Origin of the sequence: Streptomyces sp. NPDC005863, from assembly GCF_042871345.1 — a bacterium.
Taxonomy (GTDB): domain Bacteria; phylum Actinomycetota; class Actinomycetes; order Streptomycetales; family Streptomycetaceae; genus Streptomyces.
Map to the genome: position 1 here is coordinate 436,354 of NZ_JBIAII010000007.1, position 22,363 is coordinate 458,716.

15 protein-coding genes are annotated in these 22,363 nt (G+C 73.4%); 7 read left to right on the forward strand and 8 right to left on the reverse strand.

Going from position 1 to position 22,363, the window contains the following annotated elements; genetic code table 11:
• Positions 1–42 precede the first annotated feature (42 nt).
• On the forward strand, positions 43–3,678 hold the full coding sequence (locus ACFYO9_RS25780) for a BTAD domain-containing putative transcriptional regulator (protein ID WP_358778859.1): 3,636 nt from the start codon (positions 43–45) through the stop codon (positions 3,676–3,678).
• A gap of 99 nt (positions 3,679–3,777) precedes the next feature.
• Here the strand turns inward: ACFYO9_RS25780 and ACFYO9_RS25785 are convergent, their stop codons facing one another.
• Positions 3,778–5,283 (reverse strand): hypothetical protein, encoded by a 1,506-nt coding sequence (locus ACFYO9_RS25785; protein ID WP_388666589.1) that lies wholly within the window; start codon positions 5,281–5,283, stop codon positions 3,778–3,780.
• A gap of 114 nt (positions 5,284–5,397) precedes the next feature.
• On the opposite strand from ACFYO9_RS25785, the gene ACFYO9_RS25790 reads away from it, so the two are divergent.
• Positions 5,398–6,687, forward strand: coding sequence for a molybdopterin-dependent oxidoreductase (locus ACFYO9_RS25790; RefSeq protein ID WP_358778849.1), 1,290 nt, complete (start codon positions 5,398–5,400; stop codon positions 6,685–6,687).
• A gap of 400 nt (positions 6,688–7,087) precedes the next feature.
• Here the strand turns inward: ACFYO9_RS25790 and ACFYO9_RS25795 are convergent, their stop codons facing one another.
• Genes ACFYO9_RS25795 through ACFYO9_RS25805 form a run of 3 tightly spaced genes read right to left on the reverse strand, consistent with a single transcriptional unit; the run spans position 7,088 to position 9,542 of the window.
• Positions 7,088–8,011, reverse strand: a complete 924-nt coding sequence (locus ACFYO9_RS25795; protein WP_358778848.1) for a methyltransferase domain-containing protein — start codon at positions 8,009–8,011, stop codon at positions 7,088–7,090.
• Positions 8,008–8,727: a DUF2064 domain-containing protein gene (locus ACFYO9_RS25800; RefSeq protein ID WP_358778847.1), complete on the reverse strand. Its 720-nt coding sequence runs from the start codon at positions 8,725–8,727 to the stop codon at positions 8,008–8,010. The genes ACFYO9_RS25795 and ACFYO9_RS25800 overlap by 4 nt, the downstream gene beginning before the upstream one ends.
• Positions 8,724–9,542: a glycosyltransferase family 2 protein gene (locus tag ACFYO9_RS25805; RefSeq protein WP_355814757.1), complete on the reverse strand. Its 819-nt coding sequence runs from the start codon at positions 9,540–9,542 to the stop codon at positions 8,724–8,726. The genes ACFYO9_RS25800 and ACFYO9_RS25805 overlap by 4 nt, the downstream gene beginning before the upstream one ends.
• Before the next feature lie 374 nt (positions 9,543–9,916).
• Here ACFYO9_RS25805 and ACFYO9_RS25810 point away from each other — a divergent pair, with 374 nt between their 5' ends.
• Both ACFYO9_RS25810 and ACFYO9_RS25815 read left to right on the forward strand, forming a co-directional pair.
• A complete protein-coding gene (locus tag ACFYO9_RS25810) occupies positions 9,917–10,726 on the forward strand; it encodes a response regulator transcription factor (RefSeq protein WP_358778846.1) in 810 nt (269 codons plus the stop codon).
• A 1-nt stretch (position 10,727) separates the two neighbouring features.
• Entirely contained in the window at positions 10,728–11,840 is a 1,113-nt protein-coding gene (locus ACFYO9_RS25815; RefSeq protein WP_358778845.1) for a HAMP domain-containing sensor histidine kinase, read from the forward strand.
• A gap of 111 nt (positions 11,841–11,951) precedes the next feature.
• Here ACFYO9_RS25815 and ACFYO9_RS25820 read toward each other — a convergent pair whose 3' ends face one another.
• The 3 genes from ACFYO9_RS25820 to ACFYO9_RS25830 all read right to left on the reverse strand — a co-directional run bounded on the left by ACFYO9_RS25820 (position 11,952) and on the right by ACFYO9_RS25830 (position 16,168).
• Positions 11,952–12,968, reverse strand: coding sequence for an NAD-dependent epimerase/dehydratase family protein (locus ACFYO9_RS25820; protein WP_358778844.1), 1,017 nt, complete (start codon positions 12,966–12,968; stop codon positions 11,952–11,954).
• A 101-nt stretch (positions 12,969–13,069) separates the two neighbouring features.
• Entirely contained in the window at positions 13,070–15,145 is a 2,076-nt protein-coding gene (locus ACFYO9_RS25825; protein ID WP_358778843.1) for a sigma-70 family RNA polymerase sigma factor, read from the reverse strand.
• 255 nt (positions 15,146–15,400) lie between these two features.
• Positions 15,401–16,168 (reverse strand): helix-turn-helix domain-containing protein, encoded by a 768-nt coding sequence (locus tag ACFYO9_RS25830; protein WP_355814771.1) that lies wholly within the window; start codon positions 16,166–16,168, stop codon positions 15,401–15,403.
• Positions 16,169–16,540: 372 nt separating this feature from the next.
• Between ACFYO9_RS25830 and ACFYO9_RS25835 the strand changes: the two genes are divergently transcribed.
• Both ACFYO9_RS25835 and ACFYO9_RS25840 read left to right on the forward strand, forming a co-directional pair.
• A complete protein-coding gene (locus ACFYO9_RS25835; protein ID WP_358778842.1) occupies positions 16,541–17,935 on the forward strand; it encodes an NAD(P)/FAD-dependent oxidoreductase in 1,395 nt (464 codons plus the stop codon).
• Positions 17,936–18,100: 165 nt separating this feature from the next.
• Positions 18,101–19,807, forward strand: coding sequence for an ATP-binding SpoIIE family protein phosphatase (locus ACFYO9_RS25840; protein ID WP_355814777.1), 1,707 nt, complete (start codon positions 18,101–18,103; stop codon positions 19,805–19,807).
• Positions 19,808–19,828: 21 nt separating this feature from the next.
• Here ACFYO9_RS25840 and ACFYO9_RS25845 read toward each other — a convergent pair whose 3' ends face one another.
• Positions 19,829–21,115 (reverse strand): MFS transporter, encoded by a 1,287-nt coding sequence (locus ACFYO9_RS25845; protein ID WP_358778841.1) that lies wholly within the window; start codon positions 21,113–21,115, stop codon positions 19,829–19,831.
• Between the two features lie 135 nt (positions 21,116–21,250).
• Here ACFYO9_RS25845 and ACFYO9_RS25850 point away from each other — a divergent pair, with 135 nt between their 5' ends.
• Complete coding sequence (locus ACFYO9_RS25850) at positions 21,251–21,799, forward strand: MarR family transcriptional regulator (RefSeq protein WP_355814780.1); 549 nt, start codon at positions 21,251–21,253, stop codon at positions 21,797–21,799.
• Positions 21,800–22,363 lie beyond the last annotated feature (564 nt).

The window sequence follows — 22,363 nt, forward strand, 5'->3', positions numbered from 1 at the left end:
AAAGCAGGCGCCACGGCGCGTTCCACCGAGGAGAATGACGTGGTGCGGTACAGAATCCTGGGCGCCACCGAGGCGTACGACGACCACGGCGTCCCCCTGCCCGTAGGCGGCCAGCGGCTGCGGGCCCTGCTCGCGGCCCTCGCGCTGCACGCGAACCGCACGGTCACCGTCACCACCCTCATCGACGAGGTCTGGACGGACGATCCGCCGGCCGACGCCACCGCCGCCCTCCAGGCCCTCGTCGGCCGCCTGCGCCGCGTCCTGGGCAAGGACGCAGTCGTCTCGGCCCCCGGCGGCTACTGCCTGGCCGTCGCCCCGGACGACGTCGACCTGCACCGCTTCGACCGGCTCGTGCGCGAGGGCCGGGCCTCCCTGGACCGCGGCGACCCGGGCGCCGCCGCCCGCACCCTGCGTGACGCGCTCGCCCTGTGGCGCGGTCCCGCCCTCGCCGACCTGCCCGACGGCGGCGCCGCGGCGCGCCCCGACGCCCTGCGCGCCGAGGCCGTCCGCGCGCGGATCGAGGCGGACCTGCTCCTGGGCCGCGCCCCCGATGTCGTACCGGAACTGCGGGCGCTCACCGCCACCCAGCCGTACGACGAGACGCTGCGCGCCCTGCTGATCCGCGCCCTGCGCGACGCCGGGCGCGGGGCCGACGCCCTCGCCGCGTACGAGGAGGCGCGCCGCGCCCTCGCCGACGGGCTCGGCGCGGATCCGGGACCGGAACTGCGGGCTCTGCATGCGCAGTTGCTCGGGGGGCCGGGGGTTGGGTCTGGCGTGGGGTCGGGTGTGGGGTCGGGTGTGGTGCCGAATGTGGGGCCGGGTGGTGTGGCGGGTGCGGTGTCCGGCGCGGGGCCGGGCGGGGCTTCGGGTGGGGGTGCGGGTGGGGGCTCGGGTGAGGGCTCGCGGGGCGAGAGGCCCGGGGCCTCGGGGGAGCGGAACGGCGCCGTGTGGACGGGGCACTCCGGTGCCAACCGTCGGGCCGATCACGCCGGTTACGCCGGTCAGACCAGTTACGTCGACCACGCGGGCCACGCTGGTCACGTCGACCACGCCAGCCACACCACGCACGTCGGCCCCACCGCTCCCCCCACCCCCACCGACCACACCCCCCACCCCCCACCATCACCGGCATCCCCACCGTCCCCCCGCCCCGCCCCCGCCGAGCGGAACGGGAACATCCGGGGTCGTTTGACGTCTTTCGTGGGGCGGGAACCAGAACTTGCCGCCATCCGTTCGGACTTGCACAGGGCCCGCCTCGTCACCCTCACCGGACCGGGCGGCTCCGGCAAGACCCGCCTCGCCGAGGAAGCCGCCGCCGGGCATCCGCAGGCATGGCTGGCCGAGCTCGCCCCGCTCGACCATCCGAAGGCGGTGCCCGGTGCCGTCGTCAGCGCTCTCGGCCTGCGCGAGACCGTCCTGATGACCAGCGAGCTGACCGCGCCGCAGGACGACCCGGTCACCCTGCTCGTAGAGCACTGCGCCCAGCGCAGCCTGCTCCTGCTCCTTGACAACTGCGAACACGTGATCGGGGCGGCCGCCGAGCTCGCCGAGACCCTCCTCACCCGCTGCCCGGGTCTCACCATCCTCGCCACCAGCCGCGAACCCCTGGGCGTGCCGGGCGAGTCGGTGCGCCCCGTGGAGCCGCTCCCGCCCGACCCGGCACACCGCCTCTTCACCGAGCGGGCCGTGGCGGTGCGGCCAGGGTTCGACCCCGGGGAGGACGCGGCGGCCGTCGCCGAGATCTGCCGCCGTCTCGACGGCCTGCCGCTCGCCATCGAACTGGCCGCGGCCCGCCTCCGGTTGCTCACCCCGCGTCAGATCGCCGACCGCCTCGACGACCGCTTCCGCCTCCTGACCAGCGGGAGTCGTACGGTTCTGCCCCGCCAGCAGACCCTGCGTGCCGTCGTCGACTGGTCCTGGGAGCTGCTCGACGACGCCGAGCGGACCGTGCTCCGGGAGGTGTCGGTCTTCGCCGGCAGCTGGGACCTCCCCGCGGCGGACGCCGTCTGCACCGCCCACGCCACGGACCTGATCGGCGCGCTGGTCGACAAGTCCCTCGTCGTGACCGTCCCGGCGGCAGGCCCCGACGACACCGGCATGCGCTACCGGCTCCTGGAGACCATCCACGAGTACGCGACGGAGCGCGCCGCCGAGACCCCGGAGTTGCTCGCCGCCGCCGAGGCGCGGCATGCGGCGTACTTCGCGGAGCTCGTCGCGCGGGCCGAGCCGCTGCTGCGCTCCGCGGAACAACTCCCGTGGGTCACCCGCCTTGAGACCGAGCTCGACAACATCCGGGCGGCCCTGCAGCGCACCATCGCCTCCGGTGACGCGGCGGCCGCGATCGCGATGGTGCTGAACACGGGCTGGTTCTGGTGGCTGCGGAACTACCGCAGGGAGGGCACCGACTGGATGCGGCGCGTCGTGGCGCTCGCCCCGGACGGCCTGCCCGCCGAGGGCGACCCGCTCTACTGGCCGTGGATGAACCTCCGGCTGCTGCACCTGTTCCTGATGGCCGAGACCATGGGCCACGGCGGTGACCTCGGGGACGACGGGAGCAATGAGGGGGGCCGGGGTGGTGGGCCTGGTGGGGGCGGTGACGGCGGCTGGTTCGACCCGGAGTACGTGGGGACGCTGCGTACGGCGTTCATGCGGTCGGGGCCCGAGGCCGCCCGCTTCCCCGGGCTGATCTGGCCGTTCACCGTCTTCTTCACCGGCGGCACGCACGTGGACGCTTTGGCGCCGCTGAACAGTTCGGTCGAGAACTGCCGAAGGTACGGGAGCGACTGGGACCTCGGCGTCATCCTCATGTTCCGCACCCACATGGCCGTCGACATGCCGGGTCATCTCTCGGGCGTGGACGAGGACTTGAGGGAGCTGCGGGCGCTGAGCCGGCGCGTGGGCGACCGCTGGATGCGCGCCCAGGTGTGCAGTGCGGCGGGCGAGGCGGCCATGGCCCGCAGCCACCACGAGGAGGCCCGCGCCGAGTACGAGGAGGCGCTGCGCCTCGCGTACGAGGTGGGGGCCTATGCCGAGGCGCCGTTCCTGCTCGCCCGGCTCGCCGAGATCTCCTACCGCGAGGGCGATCGTGCCGTGGCGGCCAAGGTGCTCGACGAGGCGACCCGGGAGGCCGACCGTTCCGGGGTGACGGACTCGCGTGCCTTCGTACGGCTGCTGCGGGCGCTGCTGCTCCTCGAAGAGGGGGACGCCGTCGGGGCCCGCAGGCTCTGCGACGCGTCCCGTCGGGAGACGGCGGACGGCTCGCCGCCCCCGCAGTTCGAGGTGGCGCTCGTCGGGGTGGAGGCCCGCGTCGTCGCGCTCGAGTCGGGCTCGGCCGCGGGGCTGCCCCTGGTTGTCGACGGGCTGAGCCGCGCGCAGGCGACCGCGTGCTCGGAGGTGATCCAGGCGGCCCTGGTGGACACCGGCGCCGCGTTCTTGAGCGACCTGGGCGACCACCCGCGCGCGGTCCGCGTACTCGCCGCCGGCACGGTCCTGCGCGGCGGCAACGCCCGCCCCATGCCGGAGGCCGCCGCGGCGGAGCGGGTGGAGCGGACGGCCGTGGCGGCGCTGGGCCGGGACGGGTACGAACGGGAGCGGGCCGCGGGCGCGCTGCTGACGCCGGACGAGGTGCTCGGGGAGATGACCGCAGGGGCGGAGGCGGGGTCCGGGACGGGGTCCTGAGCAGATGAGGTCGACCGTCACGGGCTGGGGCTGGGGCTGGGGCCGGGTCCGGGGGCCGGTACCGAGGCCGGTGGTCGCCTCTGCCTCACCACCTCTGCCTCACCATCCCGTCGCCAGCAAGTGGTTGATCAGGAGTGCGACGGTGGCCTGGGCGATGAGCCAGGCCCGGGACCGGGGGAGGAAGGCTCCTGCCGGGAGGAGCCACAGGGCGAACGGGAGCCAGATGCGTTCCGTCTCCGCCTTGCTCATGCCGGACAGGTCGGCGACGAGCAGGGCGAGCAGCGCGGTGAGGACGAGCAGGGCGAGCCGGGGCGCGGCGGCGGGGTCCGACCCGCCCGGCCGGGCAAGGACTTCCCGGGTACGGGCTTCCCGGGTATGGACTTCCCGCATACGGGCTCCCCGCATACGGGCTTCCCGCGTACGGACTCCCCGCGCAAAGACTTCGCGGCGCCGTCCGACGAGCGTGACCGTCGCCCGGCGCAGGCCCGCCACCGTCGCGAGGCCCACCACGAGGACCGTGCACGCGAGGTTCGCCCACACCCAGTAGCCGTAGGGCCGAATACCGCCCGCGCCCTGGTAGTAGCGCTCGACGAGCAGCCGGTACGCCTCCCACCAGTCGAACCCCGCGAGCGTGAACAGGAGCGGCACGACGACGAACCCGGCGAGCACCAGGGGCAGCACCGCGAGCCGCTCCCTGACCGGGGTACGGCCCAGGACCAGCACGCCCGCCCCGATGAGCGCGAACAGCGTGAGCCCGTACGAGAGGTAGCAGGCCAGGCCGAACAGCAGCCCCGCGGCCGGCGCCGAGAGCCGGGTCCTGCACCCCGTCACCGCCAGCGCGAAGAGCGCGAGGGACCAGGCGGCGACGGCCGCGAAGTAGCCGTCCGCCGACGTGCCCATCCACACCGCGGCGGGCGCGAGGACCAGGAACGGCGCCGCCCGCCGCGCGAGGGCCTCACCGGCGAGCGCCCGCACCGCCACCAGCACGGCGACGCCCGCCGTGGCGCCGACGACGACGCACCAGACCCCGGCCCAGGCCCCGCCGCCCAGCCCCACCCGGTCGAGCAGCACGAACGTGAGGGTCGCGCCCGGCGGATGCCCGGCGACATGCGCGGGCCAGTGGTCGGGGGAGTCGATCAGGATGTGCCGGGTGAAGTCCCGCAGGGTGCCGTGGATGTCGTCGAAGCGGTCGATGACCTGCAGATACTCGTACTTGGTGGTGAGCCGTCCCGCGACTCCGCGCCGCCATCCGTCGATCAGCGCGAGCGCGAACGTCCACGCGGTCGCCGTCCCCCACACCGCCCCGAGCAGCGCGCGCCACGGCAGCCGGCCGGCCAGCGAGGGCCCGTACGCCACCACGGCGACCGCGACGGCGCAGGCGGCCGGGGTGCCGGGGCCGACGTGCGGGTCCCAGTGCGCGTACAGCGGTGGCCATCGGACGTGCAGGGTGCCGTCCGCGCGCTCGATGGCGGCACCGACCAGGACGGCCGTCCCGACGAGGAGGGCGGCGACCAGAGCGATGCCCAGGTCACGGCGGTCGTGGCGGCCGCAGAGGTCATGGTGGTCACAGCGGTCACAGCGGTCGCGGTGGAGATCACGGTTCACGTCAGGAACGCTAGGGCGGCGCGGCCCGTACGGGGCCGAGCGCGGGGCGGACGTCAGCGTTTCGTCATGAGTCGCGCACCCCTTCGCGGCCCGGTCCCGGCCTAACGTCGGAGCATGCGCGACCCACGCCGCGATACACGGCTCCCCACCTCGCCCGGCTTCTGGCGCAGCCCCGTGCGCGGCCCCTGGTTCACCTCCGTGCTCGGCGTCGTCCTGCTCGTCGGGATCACCCTGCTGTTCGTGACGGGGCTGCTCTCGTACGCCGCGTACAACCCGGACCTGGCACCGGTGAACGACAAGACCCCGGACAAGGGGCTGCTCGGCTTCTACCTCTTCGCCTGGCCCACCGACCCGCCCTGGCTCTACCGGCTCACCCAGGGCGTGCACGTCACGCTCGGCATCGCCCTGATCCCCGTACTGCTCGCGAAGTTGTGGTCGGTGGTGCCGAAGCTGTTCGCGCTCCCGGCCGCTCGTTCCTTCGCGCACGCGCTGGAACGGCTCTCGCTGCTCCTCCTGGTGGGCGGCGCGCTCTTCGAGTTCGTGACCGGCGTCCTGAACGTCCAGCTCGACTACCTCTTCCCCGGCTCCTTCTACTCGCTGCACTTCTACGGCGCGTGGGTGTTCATCGCCGCGTTCATCACGCACGCGGTGCTGCGGGTGCCCGTCGCTCTGCGCAACCTGCACGTGCTGAGGGCGCGGGAGAGGCCGGCGTCCGCCGACGAGCCGGCGCCCGCGGAGGCGTCGGCGGCCGCCGAAGCGCTGGTGTCGCCGCGGCCGGCCGAGCCGACCGTGTCCCGGCGTGGGGCGCTCGGCCTGGTGGGCGGGGGCTCGTTGCTGCTGTTCGGGACGACGGCCGGACACAGTTTCGACGGCCCGCTGCGCGCGACGGCGCTGCTCGCCCCGCACGGCGGCCCCGAGCCGGGCACGGGCCCCGGCGCCTTCCAGATCAACAAGACGGCCTCGTACGCGGGGATCCATGAGCGCGAGACAGGCGAGGACGCGTGGCGGCTCGTGGTCGTCGGACGCCGCGGCACGGTCCGGCTGAGCCGCGCCGAGCTCCTCGAACTCCCGCTGCACGACTCGGCGTTGCCCATCGCCTGCGTGGAGGGCTGGTCGACGTCCGACCAGCGGTGGCGGGGCGTACGGCTGCGGGACCTCGCGGCGCTGGTCGGGTACGACGAGCCGCCGGACGTGCTGGTGGAGTCCCTCCAGCGGCGCGGCGCGTTCCGCCGTGCGGCCCTGCGCGCCAACCAGGTAGCCGACGCACGTTCGTTGCTGGCCCTGCGGGTCAATGGCGCGGACCTGACCCCGGATCACGGCTATCCGGCGCGGATCATCGTGCCGGCCGCGCCCGGCGTGCTCAACACCAAGTGGGTGGCTCGTATGACGTTCGGGGAGCTGTGATGGGGCGGGAGAAGCGGCCGAGGGGTCTTACGTCGAGGAGTCGTCCGCTGGGGGGCTTTCCGCCCCGGGGCTCTCGGCTGCGGGGCTTTCCGTTGCGGCGCTTCCCGTTGGGGAGCCCGTTCCAACTCCTGCTGCTGGCTTGCTCGTTCGCGCTCGCCGGGTACGCGGGGGTGCGGTTGCTCGCGGGCGACTGGCTCGGGGTGGCCGGGTGGTTCGTGGGGGCGGCGCTCGTGCACGATCTGGTGCTGCTGCCCGTGTACACGGGGCTCGACCGCCTCCTCGTCCGCACGGTGGCGGCGCGGCGGAGGGAGCGGGCCGGCTACGTCCGCGTACCGGCCGCGCTCTCCGGGCTGCTCCTGCTCGTATGGTTTCCGCTGATCAGCGGGCAAGTGTCCGGGCGTTACGCGTCCGCCACCGGGCTTTCGGGGGACGGGTTCGCGGCGCGCTGGCTGCTGATCACGGCCGCGCTGTTCGGCGGCTCGGCGCTGCTGCTGGTGGTGCGGCTGGTGGTGCGGTTGTCGTGGTCGGGGCGGCGCAGGGCGACGAAGGGGCGGCCGCCCGAGGACCACTGATCGTCGACCCGCCAGCCCGCCCGGCGCGCGAGCCGGAGCAGGGCGGGGGTGCCGAGACGGGCCCACGGGAACGTACTGCCCGGCGTGGCGGTGGCGCCGCGGAGGGTGTGGCCCCCTTGGTCGCCGTGGGTGCCGCCGTGGGTGCCGCCGTCGGCGGGTACGAGGTGGACGTCGACCCGCTCGTCGATGTCCACCGGCGCCGTTTCGGCCAGCAACAGGCCGTCGGGGGCGAGGAGTTGGGCGACGCGTTCGAGGAGTGCGGACGGGTCGCCGCCGATGCCGAGGTTGCCGTCCATGAGTAGCGCGGTGCCCCAGCGGCCCTCGCCGGGCAGCGGTGCGAAGACGGACCGGTGCAGGGCCTGCCCGCCGAGCCCCACGGTGTGCGCGACGGCGGCCTCGCTGACGTCGATGCCGAGCGCACGGCGGCCTCCGGCGGCGAGCGCCGCGACCAGCCGGCCGGGCCCGCACCCGATGTCGAGCACGGCTCCCTCGCACCGTCCGACCACGCCCAGGTCCGCCTCGTCGGCCTGCGCGCACCAGCGCTCCACCTCCAACGGAAGCAGCCAGCCGTCGGCGCGGCGCAGGAAGAGGGGGCCGCGGCCGGTGCGGAGGGCGTCGGCGTACGGGTCGGCGGACGGCACGCCCGAGTGCGGGCCCGCTCCCCAGGAGACCGGCGGGCCCTCGTTCGGCCTCGGCCTCGGTTCCGGTTCGTGGGTGGTCTGCGCGGGTGCGATGTCGTGTGCGGTACTCATCGGGGGGTGACCGCCCCGGGCTCGGCCACGGTTCCTCGCCGGCGCTCGGCCACGGTTCCTCGCTGCCCGGCGCCGTATCGTCCTGCCTCACTCTCGGCTGTCCCGTCCTCGGTGGCCCCCAACCGCCTTAGTTCCGCGGCGAATCGGCCGTGCGGTGCCGCCGCGGCGACCGCGACCGCGTCCGCCGCCGTGTCCACGTCCCGCAGCCGCGGCAGATCGCGTACGCGCAGGCCCGCGGCCGTCAGCCGGGCCCGCTGCGCGGCGCCCGTCGTGGGCGTCGACATCGGTACGCCCCGCAGCAGCCGGGGGTCGGGCTCCGCGAGTCCGAGCGCCCAGAAACCGCCGTCCTCCGCCGGGCCGAAGAGCGCGTCGGCGTCGCCGAAGTCCGCGGTGAGCAGCTCCGGTGTGACCTGCGGGGTGTCCATGCCGATGAGCAGGGTGGGCCCGGTGCAGGCGGCGAAGGCGGCGGCGAGGCGTTCGTCCAGGCCGCCCGCGCACTGCGGTACGACGTCGAAGCCGGCCGGCAGCCAGGGTCCGGGCGTGCCGTCCAGGGCCAGGACCCGGCGCCGGGCGGGTGCGGCCGCCACCGCGTGCAGGGTGTCCGCGAGGGCCGCCTCGGCGAGACGGGCGGCCTCACGGGCCGTGAAGGGCGGACTGAGCCGCGTCTTCACCCGCCCCGGCAACGGTTCCTTGGCGATGACGAGGAGCGTGGTCACTGGCTGGTGCCTCCTGGCGGAGAGGACGGTGAGGGCGGGGAGGACGGAGTGGTACTGGGGCGTGGGCCGAGGTCGGTGAGGTCGGCGGGGTCCACGAGGCCGGGGAGGTCGGGGAGCGGCGGTTCGGCCAGGACGCGTCTCATGTCGCGTACGGCCTGCCACGTTCCGCGCCACGTGCCGGTCACCTTCGAGGCGCCGGAGCGCGGCAGATACGGAACGTCGTGCTCGGCGACGCGCCACCCGGCGTCGGCCGCGCGGACCACCATCTGCAGGGGGTAGCCGCTGCGGCGGTCGGTGAGGCCGAGTCCGAGCAACGCGTCCCGGCGCGCGGCGCGCAGGGGGCCGAGGTCGTGCAGGCGGAGGCCGGTGCGGCGGCGCAGCATCCGGGCCAGCGCGAGGTTGCCCGCGCGGGCGTGCGGGGGCCAGGCGCCGCGGCCCTGCGGGCGCCGCCGGCCGAGGACGAGGTCGGCCTCTCCGTCGCGTACTTCCCGTACGAAGGGGATGAGCCCGGACGGGTCGAGCGAGGCGTCGCAGTCGCAGAAGCAGACGATGTCGGCGGTGGCGGCGGTCAGCCCGGCGTGGCAGGCGGCCCCGAAGCCGCGGCGTGCCTCGTGGACGACGGTCGCGCCGAGGCCGCGGGCGATCTCGGCGGAACCGTCCGTCGAACCGTTGTCCACGACGAGGGCGCGCCACCCCGCCGGGATGCGGGCGAGCACCCAGGGCAGGGCGCCGGCCTCGTCGAGGCAGGGGAGGACCACGTCGACGGGTGGCGGGGCGGGAGGAGGGGCTGGATCCGGGGGAGGGGTCGGCGTCACGGTTTCACCCTACGAGCGCGAAAGGTGCATTTCGGACGGAGGATCCTTACGAAACGGGGACGTCGACGGCGACGGACTGCCGTGGTGCGGCGCGGCCGGGACGACGGTGCGAGGCTGACGCCATGGAACGACGACCGCAGGATCGACCCGGGGGCGGATCGGGTGTGGGCGGGGGCGCGGGGGCGGGTGCGCCCCGGGGTACGGGTGCCGGGGCGAACGCACCCTGGGGCACGGGTGCCGGGTCCGGCGCATCCCGTGCCGGTGGGGTCGGGTCCGGCGCATCCCGTACGGGTGGGGTCGACGCACCCCGGCCCACGCCCGCCAGGGCCGACGCACCCCGCCAAACCGCCGCCGGAACAGAACGCGTTCTCGTCGTGGACGATGACCCGACCGTCGCCGAGGTCGTCTCCGGGTACCTCGACCGCGCCGGGTACGTCGTGGACCGTGCCGGAGACGGTCCCGCCGCCCTCGCAGGCGCCGCCGCGCACCGGCCCGACCTCGTGGTCCTCGACCTGATGCTGCCCGGCATGGACGGCCTGGAGGTCTGCCGGAGGCTGCGCGAGAAGGGCCCCGTACCGGTCATCATGCTCACCGCCCGTGGGGACGAGGACGACCGGATCCTGGGCCTGGAGGTGGGCGCGGACGACTACGTCACGAAGCCGTTCAGCCCACGGGAACTGGTGCTCCGCGTGGAATCGGTACTGCGCCGCGCCCGCCCCGGCACGGGTACGCGGCGGCTGAGCGCGGCCGGTCTGACCGCCGACCCCGCGGCCCGCCGCGCCACCAAGGACGGCACCGAACTCGCCCTGACCCTGCGCGAGTTCGACCTCCTCGCGTTCTTCCTCGCCCGGCCCGGCCACGCGTACAGCCGCGAGGACCTGATGCGCGAGGTCTGGGGCTGGGACTTCGGTGACCTGTCGACCGTCACGGTCCACGTGCGCCGGCTGCGGGGCAAGATCGAGGACGACCCGGCGCGCCCGCGACTCATCCAGACGGTCTGGGGCGTCGGCTACCGCTTCGACCCCACGGGTTCCCCCACGCAACCCGCACCGACGAGCCCACCCGCACCGACGGGCCCACCCGTACCCGCGGCCCCACCGGCACCTGCGGACCCACCAGCACCAGCAGACCCACCGGCACCACCCACCCCCACCCCCACTCCCGCCCCCACCCGCCGGAGCTGACGTGCGCGACACCCTCCTCATAGCCCTCTTCGCCTTCCTCGGCGCCATAGGGGCCGGGCTGCTCGGCGCGGTGGCGCTGCGGCTGCTCCGGCGCCGTTCGCTCATCGCGTCGCTGGCCGTCGTCGCCTCCGTGGCCGTGGGCGCGATGCTCGCGGGAACGCTGGCCGTGGCCTGGGCGATGTTCCTGTCCCCGCACGACCTGAGCGTCGTCACCACCGTCGTCGCGATGGCGGCGGTCGTCTCCCTCGCCACCGCGCTGCTGCTCGGCCGCTGGGTCGTGGCCCGCAGCCGCGAACTGGCCGTCGCGGCCCGCTCCTTCGGCGACGGAGGCGACTTCGCGGCCCCGGCCGCGCCCGCCACCGCGGAACTGGAGGCGCTGAGCCGCGAACTGGCGGCGACCAGTGCGCGGCTCGCCGAGTCCAGGGACCGCGAGCGCGCCCTGGAGACCTCGCGCCGTGAGCTCGTCGCCTGGATCTCGCACGACCTGCGCACACCCCTCGCGGGCCTGCGCGCCATGTCCGAGGCGCTGGAGGACGGCGTCGCCGCGGACCCCGACCGCTATCTGCGCCAGATCCGTACGGAGGTCGAGCGCCTCAACGCCATGGTGGGCGACCTCTTCGAACTCTCCCGCATCCACGTCGGCGCCCTTATCCTCTCGCCGTCCCGGATGTCGCTGTACGACCTGGTCGGCGACGCGCTCGCCGGCGCGGACCCGCTGGCCCGCGAACACGGCGTACGGCTGGTGGGCGACGGAGTGGAGCCGGTGCCGGTGGAGGTGGACGGCAAGGAGATGAGCCGGGTCCTGGGCAACCTCCTGGTCAACGCGATCCGCCGGACACCGGCCGACGGCACGGTCGCGGTGGCGGCCGAACGCTCGCCCGACGGCGTGGTGCTGTCCGTCACCGACGGCTGCGGTGGCATCCCCGAGGAGGATCTGCCGCGCGTCTTCGACACGGGCTGGCGCGGCACGCACGCGCGCACGCCGCCCGCGGGGGCGGGCCTCGGCCTGGCGATCGTGCGCGGCATCGTGGAGGCCCACCAGGGCCGCGCCGCCGTACGCAACATCCCCGGCGGCTGCCGCTTCGAACTGACCCTCCCCACAGCAGAGGCGTGACCGTTACGCTCCCCGCCGGGGCCGGACGGTCACGTTCCCCGCCGGGGCCGGGCCGTCACGTTTCCCGCCGGGGCCTAACCGCCACGCTCCCCCCCCGGGGGGGGCACCCCCCTACTCCCCCCGAAGCCCCGCCCCCGCGAACTCCACCATCCCTTCCTCGAAGGCGACTTCGACCTTGCAGCCCAGTTCGGTGTGGAGGCGGGAGGAGTCAGCCGTGATGTGGCGTACGTCGCCGAGGCGGTACTCGCCGGTGACGACAGGCGCCGGGCCCCCGTACGCCGCCGCCAGCGCCCGCGCCATCTCACCCACCGTGTGCGGCTCCCCGCTGCCACAGTTGTAGACCCTGAGCGCACCCCGCCCCCACCCTTGCTCCCCCGAACTCGCCTCCAGCGCCGCCACGTTCGCCGCCGCGACATCCCTTACGTGGACGAAGTCCCGCCGCTGCCCGCCGTCCTCGAAGACCCGCGGGGCCTCGCCGCGCGCGAGGGAAGAGCGGAAGAAGGAGGCGACCCCCGCGTACGGGGTGTCGCGGGGCATCCGAGGCCCGTACACGTTGTGGTAGCGCAGCGACACCGCCGAACCCCCCGTCACCCGGGCCCACGCGGCGGCCAGGTGTTCCTGCGCGAGCTTGGTCGTCGCGTACACGTTCCGGGGATCCAGCGGCGCGTCCTCACCGACGAGACCCGGCGTCAACGCGGCCCCGCACTCCGGGCAGCGCGGCTCGAAGCGCCCGCCGGCGAGGTCCTCGACGGCGCGCGGCCCCGGCCGCACCACCCCGTGCCGCGCGCACACGTACCGCCCCTCCCCGTACACGACCATCGACCCGGCGAGGACCAACCGCCGCACCCCCGCCTCGGCCATCGCCTCCAGCAGCACGGCCGTACCGAGGTCGTTGTGGGAGACGTACCCGGCCGCATCCGTGAAACCCGAGCCCAGACCCACCATCGCCGCCTGATGGCACACCGCGTCGACGCCGGCCAGCGCACGGGAGACCGCCGCACGGTCCCGGACATCCATGGCCGCGTCCTCACGCACGTCGAACACGACCGGATCGTGCCCGCCCGCGGCGAGCGCCTCGACCACATGGGACCCGATGAACCCGGCACCGCCGGTGACCAATACACGCATACGTCGCACGCTAGGCGCGCCACCCCGCCCGGCACAGAGCCGCGCCGCGCACGTCACCGCTCCGTAAGACCTCGCCCGCCAGCCCCCAAGGAACTCAGCCGTTAGCCACACGTCATCCGCGACTGCGCCCAGTCCGCCAACGCCACCGTGTCGAACGACGTGTGCGGTTCCACGACGAGCCGGACCGTCTTGCGGCCGCTCAGGTTCACATGCACCGGCACCGCCGCGTCACCGCCCCTGACCACCGCCGACCGCCACAACCGCACCCCGTCCCCGTACACGGAGAACCGCACCCTGCCGAGCCCCATCGTCATGTCGTCGACCCCGACCACCGCGTCGTACGTCGAACAGCTGCGGTTGAGGTCGATGGTGACGGAGGACCTGCCGTGCACGGTCACACCGTGGGCGTACCGCTTGTCGCCGACCGACAGTCCCCACCGCTGCCACACCCAGCTGCTCTCGGCGAGCCGCATCTCGGGCTTGGTGCCGTCGCCCGTGAGGCCGTAGTCCAACTCGTTCCACTGGTAGACCCGTGGAGCCGGCGGCGGTGGGGGCGGCGGCTTCGGGGTCGGCCGGGGCGGCTTGGGCGTGGGCTTCGGGGCGGGCGGGGGCGGCGGCTTCGGCTTGGGCTTCTCCTTCGCGGGCGGCTTCGGCGCCGGGGTGGGCGTGGACTCGTGCGCGGGTGACGGCTTCGGCTTCGGTTTCGGTTTCGGCGCGGGCGGCGGCGCCGGCTCGGGCTTCTCCTTCGGCGGCGGCTTCTGCGGCACGATCGACTCGGACACCGCGGGCTCCTTGGCCTTCGGCGGCGGATCCGCCTTCGGCTTGCCGCCCCCTCCGGTGAGCGCGATCGCCGCGGCGACACCGGCCGCCACGACGATGCTCGCCGCGATCCCGGCCTTCGCCGGCGCACCGAGCCCCTCGGACGCGGCGGCCGAACCACCCGCCCCCGAACCACCGGACGACCCGCCCGCGGCAGCCGCACCCGCGGCCCCCGCCGCGCCCGCTCCCGCGGTCCCCCCGCCGATGAGCGCGACCGCCTTCGCATACCCGGCGGCACCGAACCAGCCGATGACCGCAACCGGCACGACCGCCGGAATCCCGCTCGCCACGTCCTTGATCTGGCCGGCGGCAAGGCGGCACTTGGCGCACTCCTCCAAGTGCTTGCGCAGCCCCCGCTCGGCGCGGGTGCGCAGACCGCCGCGCGCGTACGCGCCGAGCCGGTCGGCGTAGCGCGCGCACTCCTCGCTCTCGGTGAGGGTCGCGCTCACGTGCGCCTGCAGATAGGCCTGTTTCAACCCCTCGCGGGCCCGGCTCGCCAGTACCCGCGTGCCGTTCGCGTCGAGCCCGAAGAGCGTCGCGACCTCGCTCGGTGACTCCTCCTCCACCTCCGTGTGCCACAGCACGGCCTGCCAGCGCTCCGGCAGACTCCGAAACGCCTGCATGGCCATGGACTGCTCGGCCTCGTGCATCGCGCGGACGTCCGCGCCCAGGTCCAGCCCCGCCCCGAACGACCCGCCCGCCCCGGTGTCGTCCGAGAGATCCGTGCCACGCGCGGCCTGCGCGGCGAACACCGCGAAGTCGTCGACGAGTTGCTCCCGCCGCGCCGACTTCGTCCACCCCGCCGCGACCCGGCGCACGGTGGTCAGCAGATACGCGCGCACGGCGTGCTCGGGCCCGCTGCCGCCGCGCACCGCCTGCAGCATGCGGGCGAACACCTCGGCGGTGAGGTCGTCGGCCGTGTGCGCGTCGCGGCAACAGGTGCGCGCGTAGCGCCGTACGGCCTCGGCGTGGCGGCGGTAGAGCTCGGCGTACGCGGAGTCGTCGCCCCCGCGCATCCCCGAGATCAAGTCGGCGTCGGACACCGGCCCTTCAACCACCGGCCCTTCAACACTGGCGGGCGGGGTGACATCCGTGGGCCCTTCGAGACCCGTGGGCGCGGTGGCACCCGCCCCGCCCGCACGCTGCGGAGGCACACTGGGCGGCTCGGCCTCGGCCTCGGGCTCGGCCTCAGACTCGGACTCGGCAAAGGGCGCCGCACCGCCGGGCCCCGCGTCACCGGGCCCACCCTGCGGCGGCACCTGTCGGGAGGGCGGCGTACCGGTGTCCGCGCCCGAGCTGCCCGAGGAGACCTCCTCGCCCAGGCCGCCGGACGCCTCGTCCCGACCCTCAACACTCATCGCGGAACGCCCCCGGTTGCACCCTCAGACCCGACCACCGGGAAAGCGTGCCACACGGTCGCGCCGGGGCCGATGGCCACGACGGTCAACCACCCGTCCGGGGTGACTTCCCGCAGAAGAGCACTACCGTTCACCCATTCGGGGAAGGCTCAACGACCGTTCACACGCACGGTGTTGAACCCTCCACCGATGAGAGCCGCGAAGGCGCCACCGAAGGCCGCAGAGGAACCGCCGATCACGCCGCCCCGAACCGCATCACGCCGGCCGGGACCGCAGCCCCTCGAGCAGGATGTCGAGCAGCCGCGAAGAGGCCGCCGCCTGCTGCGCCGGGTCCGGCAGCGAGGGCGCCGCCGTCGCTATCACCAGCAGGACGTCCGCCACCGTCACGTCCGGGCGCAGCTCACCCGCCGCGCGGGCCCGCTCCACGAGCCGGCCGACCACGTCGAGGAGCGTCGCCGCGCCCGTGTCGTCGTCCAGCGGGGCCGACTCCTCGGCCGGCGCCTGGCGCTGTTCGACGAGCCGCAGCTCGGGAGAGTCCGGTGCCGACTGCCGCTGCTGCGGCACCCGCGCCGCGTCCTCGGCGGGACCGTCCTCCACGCTCACCCGCAGCACCTGCGGCGGCAGCAGCCGGCCCGCACCCGATGCCACGGACGTCCGCAGGAAGCGCGAGAGCGCGGACCACGGCTCGTCCTCCTGCCCGAGCGCCGCACGCGCCTGGTCGGTCAGCCGGGAGGTCTCCTCCTCGGCTATCCGCCTGACCAGCACGTCCTTGCTCGGGAAGCGTCGGTAGACGGTGCCGACACCGACCCGCGCGCGGCGCGCCACGTCTTCCATGGGCGCGCCGTATCCCAGCTCGCCGAAGACCTCGCGTGCCGCCCTGAGCACATGTTCGAGATTGCGCTGTGCGTCGACACGCAGCGGTGTCGTGCGCGCTCCTTCCCCCATGTCGCGTCCGATTCCGGCAGGGCCGACGGCTGAAGCCGACACCGCTGCGGAAGTCCAGTGAGTCTCCTGAATGTGCATACACGTTCCCCCGGTAATGACGTCTCCCCCCGGAGACACTCCCCGCCATTGGCTACCGACGTGTGAGGAACGAGCCCTCCCGCGAACCGGAATCTCGGCCCGACGAGCGCATCCCCCGACACCCCGACGTCCCACGAACATAGTTGAGCGGGGGTCAATTCAGAAGAGGTGGGTTCCGCACAGCGCGCCCCCCGATCGGAGTACCCGCCTTTTCCGGCCTCGCCCGACCCCACCCCCGTACCCCTCTCACCCCTGCTGACCTGCACCCCTTTCCCGCCCCTCGACCCGCGTCCGGGCCCTTCGCACACACTTCGCCCGGTCACACAAATTGCCGGGCCTGTGGACAAACTCCGGAGGCGGGTGCGTCATGGGATGGTGAAGGCTGCGATCTCCCGGGGGACCACCCCCGCATCCCCGGACTGTGCACGGATTCTCGTCGTCGGCGGCGGCTACGTCGGCATGTACACCGCGCTGAGACTCCAGCGGAAGCTGAAGCACGAGCTCAGGCGGGGCGAGGTCGAGATCGTCGTGATCACGCCCGACCCGTACATGACGTATCAGCCGTTCCTGCCCGAAGCGGCGGCCGGCTCCATCTCGCCGCGCCACGTCGTCGTCCCGCTCCGACGCGTCCTCGCCGCGTGCCGCATCGTCATCGGCGAGGTCGAGTCCGTCGACCACGCCAAGCGCACCGCGACCTTCAGCACCCTCGCCACCGAGGAAGAGGGCGCCGGGCCCGTCCAGATCACGTACGACGAACTCGTCCTGGCCCCCGGCTCCATCGCGCGCACCCTGCCCATCCCCGGCCTCGCCGACCACGCCATCGGCTTCAAGACCGTCGAAGAGGCCATCGGGCTGCGCAACCACGTCATCGAACAGATGGACATCGCCTCCTCCACCCGCGACCCCGCGATCCGCGACGCCGCCCTGACCTTCGTCTTCGTCGGCGGCGGGTACGCGGGCGTCGAGGCGCTCGGCGAGCTGGAGGACATGGCGCGCCACGCCACCCGCTACTACCACAACGTCAAGCCGCAGGACATGAAGTGGATCCTCGTCGAGGCGGCGGACCGGATCCTGCCCGAGGTCGGCGAGGAGATGGGCAAGTACACGGTGCGCGAGCTGCGCAGGCGCAACATCGACGTACGCCTGGAGACCCGCCTCGACTCCTGCGAGGACCGCGTGGCCGTCCTCAGCGACGGCGCCCGCTTCCCCACCCGCACCGTGGTGTGGACGGCCGGCGTCAAACCCCACCCCGTCCTCGCCGCGTCCGACCTGCCGCTGAACGAACGCGGCCGCCTCACCTGCACCGCACGGCTGACCATCGACGGCACCACGCACGCGTGGGCGGCGGGCGACGCGGCCGCGGTCCCCGACGTCACCGCCGCCGAACCCGGCACGGAGTGCGCGCCCAACGCCCAGCACGCGGTACGCCAGGCCAAGGTGCTCGGCGACAACATCGTCGCCTCCCTGCGCGAACGGCCGCTCCAGGAGTACACGCACAAGTACGTGGGCTCAGTGGCCTCCCTGGGACTGCACAAAGGCGTCGCGCACGTCTATGGACGCAAGCTGAAGGGCTACCCTGCCTGGTTCATGCACCGCGTCTACCACCTGAGCAGAGTGCCGACCGTCAACCGCAAGTCCCGCGTACTCGCCGAATGGACCCTGTCCGGTCTGTTCAAACGCGAGGTCGTCTCCCTCGGTTCGCTCGAACATCCCCGCGCGGAGTTCGAACTCGCGGCCGGAGGCGAACGCCCGAAGGAGTCCCCCTGACCCGCGCCAGGAACTCCCCGCCCCGGACCGGCGTCTGACGGATGTCAGTCCGGTCGGTCAGACTGTTCGTGTGACCATGGGCAGGCCGCCAGGCCGACACCAGGGACGTCCGCTCTCGACATGCTGTGTTCCCGATCCAGAAGCGACACCACGAGGCCTACCGCAGTGAACTTCACGCGCTGGAGCGCCCGGCTCCCCGGAACGCAGCGCCGCGCAGCAGCGCGGACCGAACAAGCGGTGTCCACGGCACCGCGCGGGGACGGCTCCGTCCCCGCGGCCCGCGCCGAGCGGCCCTCCGACGGAGCGGACCCCGCTCCCCCCGACGACACCGACGGCACCGGTGGCACGAAGGCCCTCGCGGGCCTCGACGAGCTGCCGGCCCGCGAGGTGCTCGACCGCATCCCCGCCCTCGTCGCCCTGGTGCACGGCGCCGACCACCGCATCGCGTACGTCAACGACGCGTACGTCACCGCCTTCGGCCCCCGGCCCATCGGCGAACCCGCGCGCGTGGCGCTGCCCGAACTCGAGGAGCTGAGCCTGCTGCCCCTCCTCGACCAGGTCCTGCGCTCCGCCAAGCCGCGCACCGTCAAGTCCCGCAAGGCCGCCTCCGGCCGCTCGTACACCTTCACGTGCACCCCCGTGACGCTGCCGCTCGGCGGCTCCGCGGCAGGGCCCGAAGAGGGCGGTGGCGTCCTGGTGTTCGCCGCCGACGTCACCGACCACGCCGAGGCCGCCGAGCGCCTGCGCACCAGCGAGCGCGCCCAGCGCGAGACGGCCGTCACCCTCCAGAAGTCCCTGCTGCCCCAGGAGCTGGAGCAGCCCGACGACCTGCGCATCGCCGCCACCTACCAGCCGGGCGGCACCGAGGCCGCGGTCGGCGGCGACTGGTACGACGTGATCACCCTCGGCGGCGGCCGCACCGCCCTCGTCATCGGCGACGTGATGGGCCGCGGTGTGCGCGCCGCCGCCGTCATGGGCCAGCTCCGCACGGCCGTGCGCGCGTACGCCCGCCTCGACCTGCCCCCGCACGAGGTCCTGCAGCTCCTGGACGGCCTGGCCGCCGAGATCGACGCCAGCCAGATCGCCACCTGTGTCTACGCGGTGCACGACCCGAACGAAGGAAGCCTGGTCTACGCCTCGGCCGGCCACCTCCCCATCCTCGTACGCGACGAGAACGGCACGATCCACCGCGCGGAGGAGCCCACAGGACCCCCGCTCGGCACCGGCGGCTGGCTGCACACCTCCGGCTCCGTCCCGCTCGGCCCCGGCTCCACCGCCGTCCTCTACACGGACGGCCTGGTCGAGCGGCGCAGCGAGGACATCGACGAAGGAGTGGCATCCCTGGAACGCGCCCTGGCCGGCGCCACCGGCACCCCACAGGTGGTGTGCAACCGCCTGATCCGCGCCCTGGGGGTGACCGCCGACCACGACGACGACGTCGCCGTCCTGGTCCTGCAGCACCCCGCCCGCACCGGGGCGGACGCCGAACTGTTCAGGAACGCGGCCCTGGAGCTGCTCGGCGGCGTGGAAGCGGCGCCACGCGCGCGTGCCTTCGCCACCGGCGTCCTCGCCAGCTGGCGCTTCGCACCGGAACTGCACGACCTGGGCGTACTCGCCGCCAGCGAACTGGTCGCCAACTCCCTCCAGCACGGCACCCCGCCGATGCGGCTGCGCCTGCGCCGCACCGATCGCCGGCTGATCATCGAGGTCACCGACGGCGACGACCACCTGCCGCGCCGCCGCCGCGCAGAACCGGCCGACGAGGCGGGACGCGGCATCGCCATCGTCGCCACGATCGCGTCGAACTGGGGCTCGCGCCGCACACCGGGCGGCGGCAAGGCCGTCTGGTGCGAGTTCGCGCTCCCCAAGTAGGAGGCGTGATGAGCAGCGGTGTTACGCGTCGGCCGTGGCCGGCGCGGCCGTAGTAGGGCCGCCCTGCGCCACCACCGGGCTCTTGGCGAGCGACGGCTGGTTCTGCAGCGGGGTGAGCCGCCGCCCCAACCGCACCGCGAGCACCGTGATGCCCAGCGAGAACAGAACGAACGTCACGATGTACGGGACGTGCAGCGCGGCACCCATCGGACCGCCCACGGCCGGACCGACCGCGAGGGCCAGCTGCTTCACCAGGGCGAAGGCCGAGTTGTACTGACCGACCATGCCGCCCGGCGCCAGATCCGCGACCAGCGGCGCCACGGTCGGTGACAGCATCGCCTCACCGAGCCCGAAGAGCGCGTACGTCGAGATGAACGCGGCGGTCGCCATCTCCTGGCTGCCGTGCCCGAGCCCCGCGTACCCGGCGAGGACCCAGGCGAAGGCCCAGATCAGACCGACGGACGCGATCACCCGGGAGCGCTTGCGCCGCTCGACGAACTTCAGGACCGCGAACTGCGCGACCACGATCATCGCCGTGTTGGCGGCCAGCGCGATGCCGAGCGTCGACGGCGAGATCCCCGCGGCCTCCACGCCGTACGCGGAGAGCCCCGACTCGAACTGCCCGTAGCAGGCGAAGAAGATCACGAAGCCGAGCACACACAGCTGCACCATGGCCTTGTGCCGAAGGAGCGCGCGCATGCCGCCCCGGGGAGCGGACGCGTCCTTGGGCATCGCGTCCTGGATGGCCGGCGCGTGCGGCAGCCGCACGGTCAGCGCGATGGCCGCGAGCACCAGGAACATCACGGACTCGATGGAGAACAGCAGCGTGAAGCTGCCCGGCCGGTCCTCGTCGACGATCTGACCGCCGATGAGGCCACCGATGCCGAGCCCCAGGTTCTGCAGGAAGAACTGCATCGCGAAGGACCGCGTACGGGTGGCGGGCGTCGACGACCAGACGATCATCGTCGCGAGCGCCGGCTGCATCACGGCAGTGCCCGCGCCGAGCAGCGCCGCGGCCAGGATCACCGTCGCCTCACTGCCCGCGACGCCGAACGCGAGCGCGCCCACGGAGGCCACGACCGCGGCACCGACGAGCACCGGCAGCGGGCCGCGACGGTCGATGACGCGGCCGGTGACGGGCAGGACGATCAGAGCGGCCATGGCGAAGGCGGCCAGCACGATGCCCGCCGTACTGGCTCCCAGATCCCGCACCTGCGCCACATAGACGTAGAGGAACGGAACCGTGAAACCGATGCCGAACGCGCTCAGCGCGCTGCCTGCCTGAATACGACGCATCGCTGCGCCCATCGCCCTGGTCACTTTCACCTGCCTTGAGTGAGTCATCGAGTAGTTAGACGTGAAGACTTCGAAGCTAAAGTTCGAGGCTAAACTGTACACACTGAAGGACTTCAATGCCAAGTGGGCCCGTGCCATACTGCGGCCATGGGTGACACCCCCGGCCCGAGCGAGCCGACACTTGACGAACAGATCGCCGCGTACCAGCGCGAGTTCCAGGACCTCGACCCGCAGGTCGAGGAGATCGTCTCGGCTCTCGGCCGCCTGAACCGCCGTATGAACGTCGCCTACGGGCGGCAGACCGCGACCCTCGGGATCAGCAACGCCGAGTGGGAGGTCCTCAAGGCCCTCGTCCTCTCCGGAGACCCGTACCAAATGGGCCCCGGCGAGCTGGCCAAGCGCCTCGGCCTCACCCCGGCCGCCATGACCCACCGGATCGACCGCATGGTGGCGGAGGGCCTGGTCACCCGCGACCGCGACGAGTCGAACCGGGTCCGCGTGATCGTCGAGCTCACCGCGGAGGGCCGCGAGAAGTGGCTGGAGGCGATGCGTCTGGCCACGGTCTTCGAGGAGGACCTCCTCCAGGACCTGTCCCAGGAGGAGCGGGGCGCGCTGGGCGAGGTGCTGACCCGCCTCCTGCGCCGGGTGGAGCACGCCCAGCCGGACGCCGGCGGCCGCCTCACGGACCTGGACTGAGAGCCGGATCGCGGGGTACCCGGCGGAGGTTGACAGTCGCCCGGGGGGGCCGTAAAGTTCTTCGGGTTGCCACGGAGCCGTAACGGTTCTTCGGTAGCACCTCCCGCCGCCTCGAGCGGCAAATCAAACTCTGCACAACCTCCCAACGGAACGCATTCGGCATGCCCGAATTCAATTCCGAGACCCGATTATGAGTCGCCGGGAAAACCCGCTAGAGTTTGAGACGTCGGAACGGCCCAACAGCCGCGAAGACAAGCCCCGCTGACCGGGGGTCAGGCCCGAAAGGATCTGATAGAGTCGGAACCGCCGGAAAGGGAAACGCGAAAGCCGAAAGGCCGGAGCGGGAACCGGAAAGGCACCGAGGAAGTCGGACACGAAAGAGTCTGATAGAGTCGGGAACGCAAGAACGAAGAACAAAAAGAAACACCGAAGGGAAGCGCCCGGAGGAAAGCCCCAGACAATGTTCTGCGGGTGAGTACAAAGGAAGCGTCCGTTCCTTGAGAACTCAACAGCGTGCCAAAAGTCAACGCCAGATATGTTGATAACCCCGTCTCCAGCATCAGC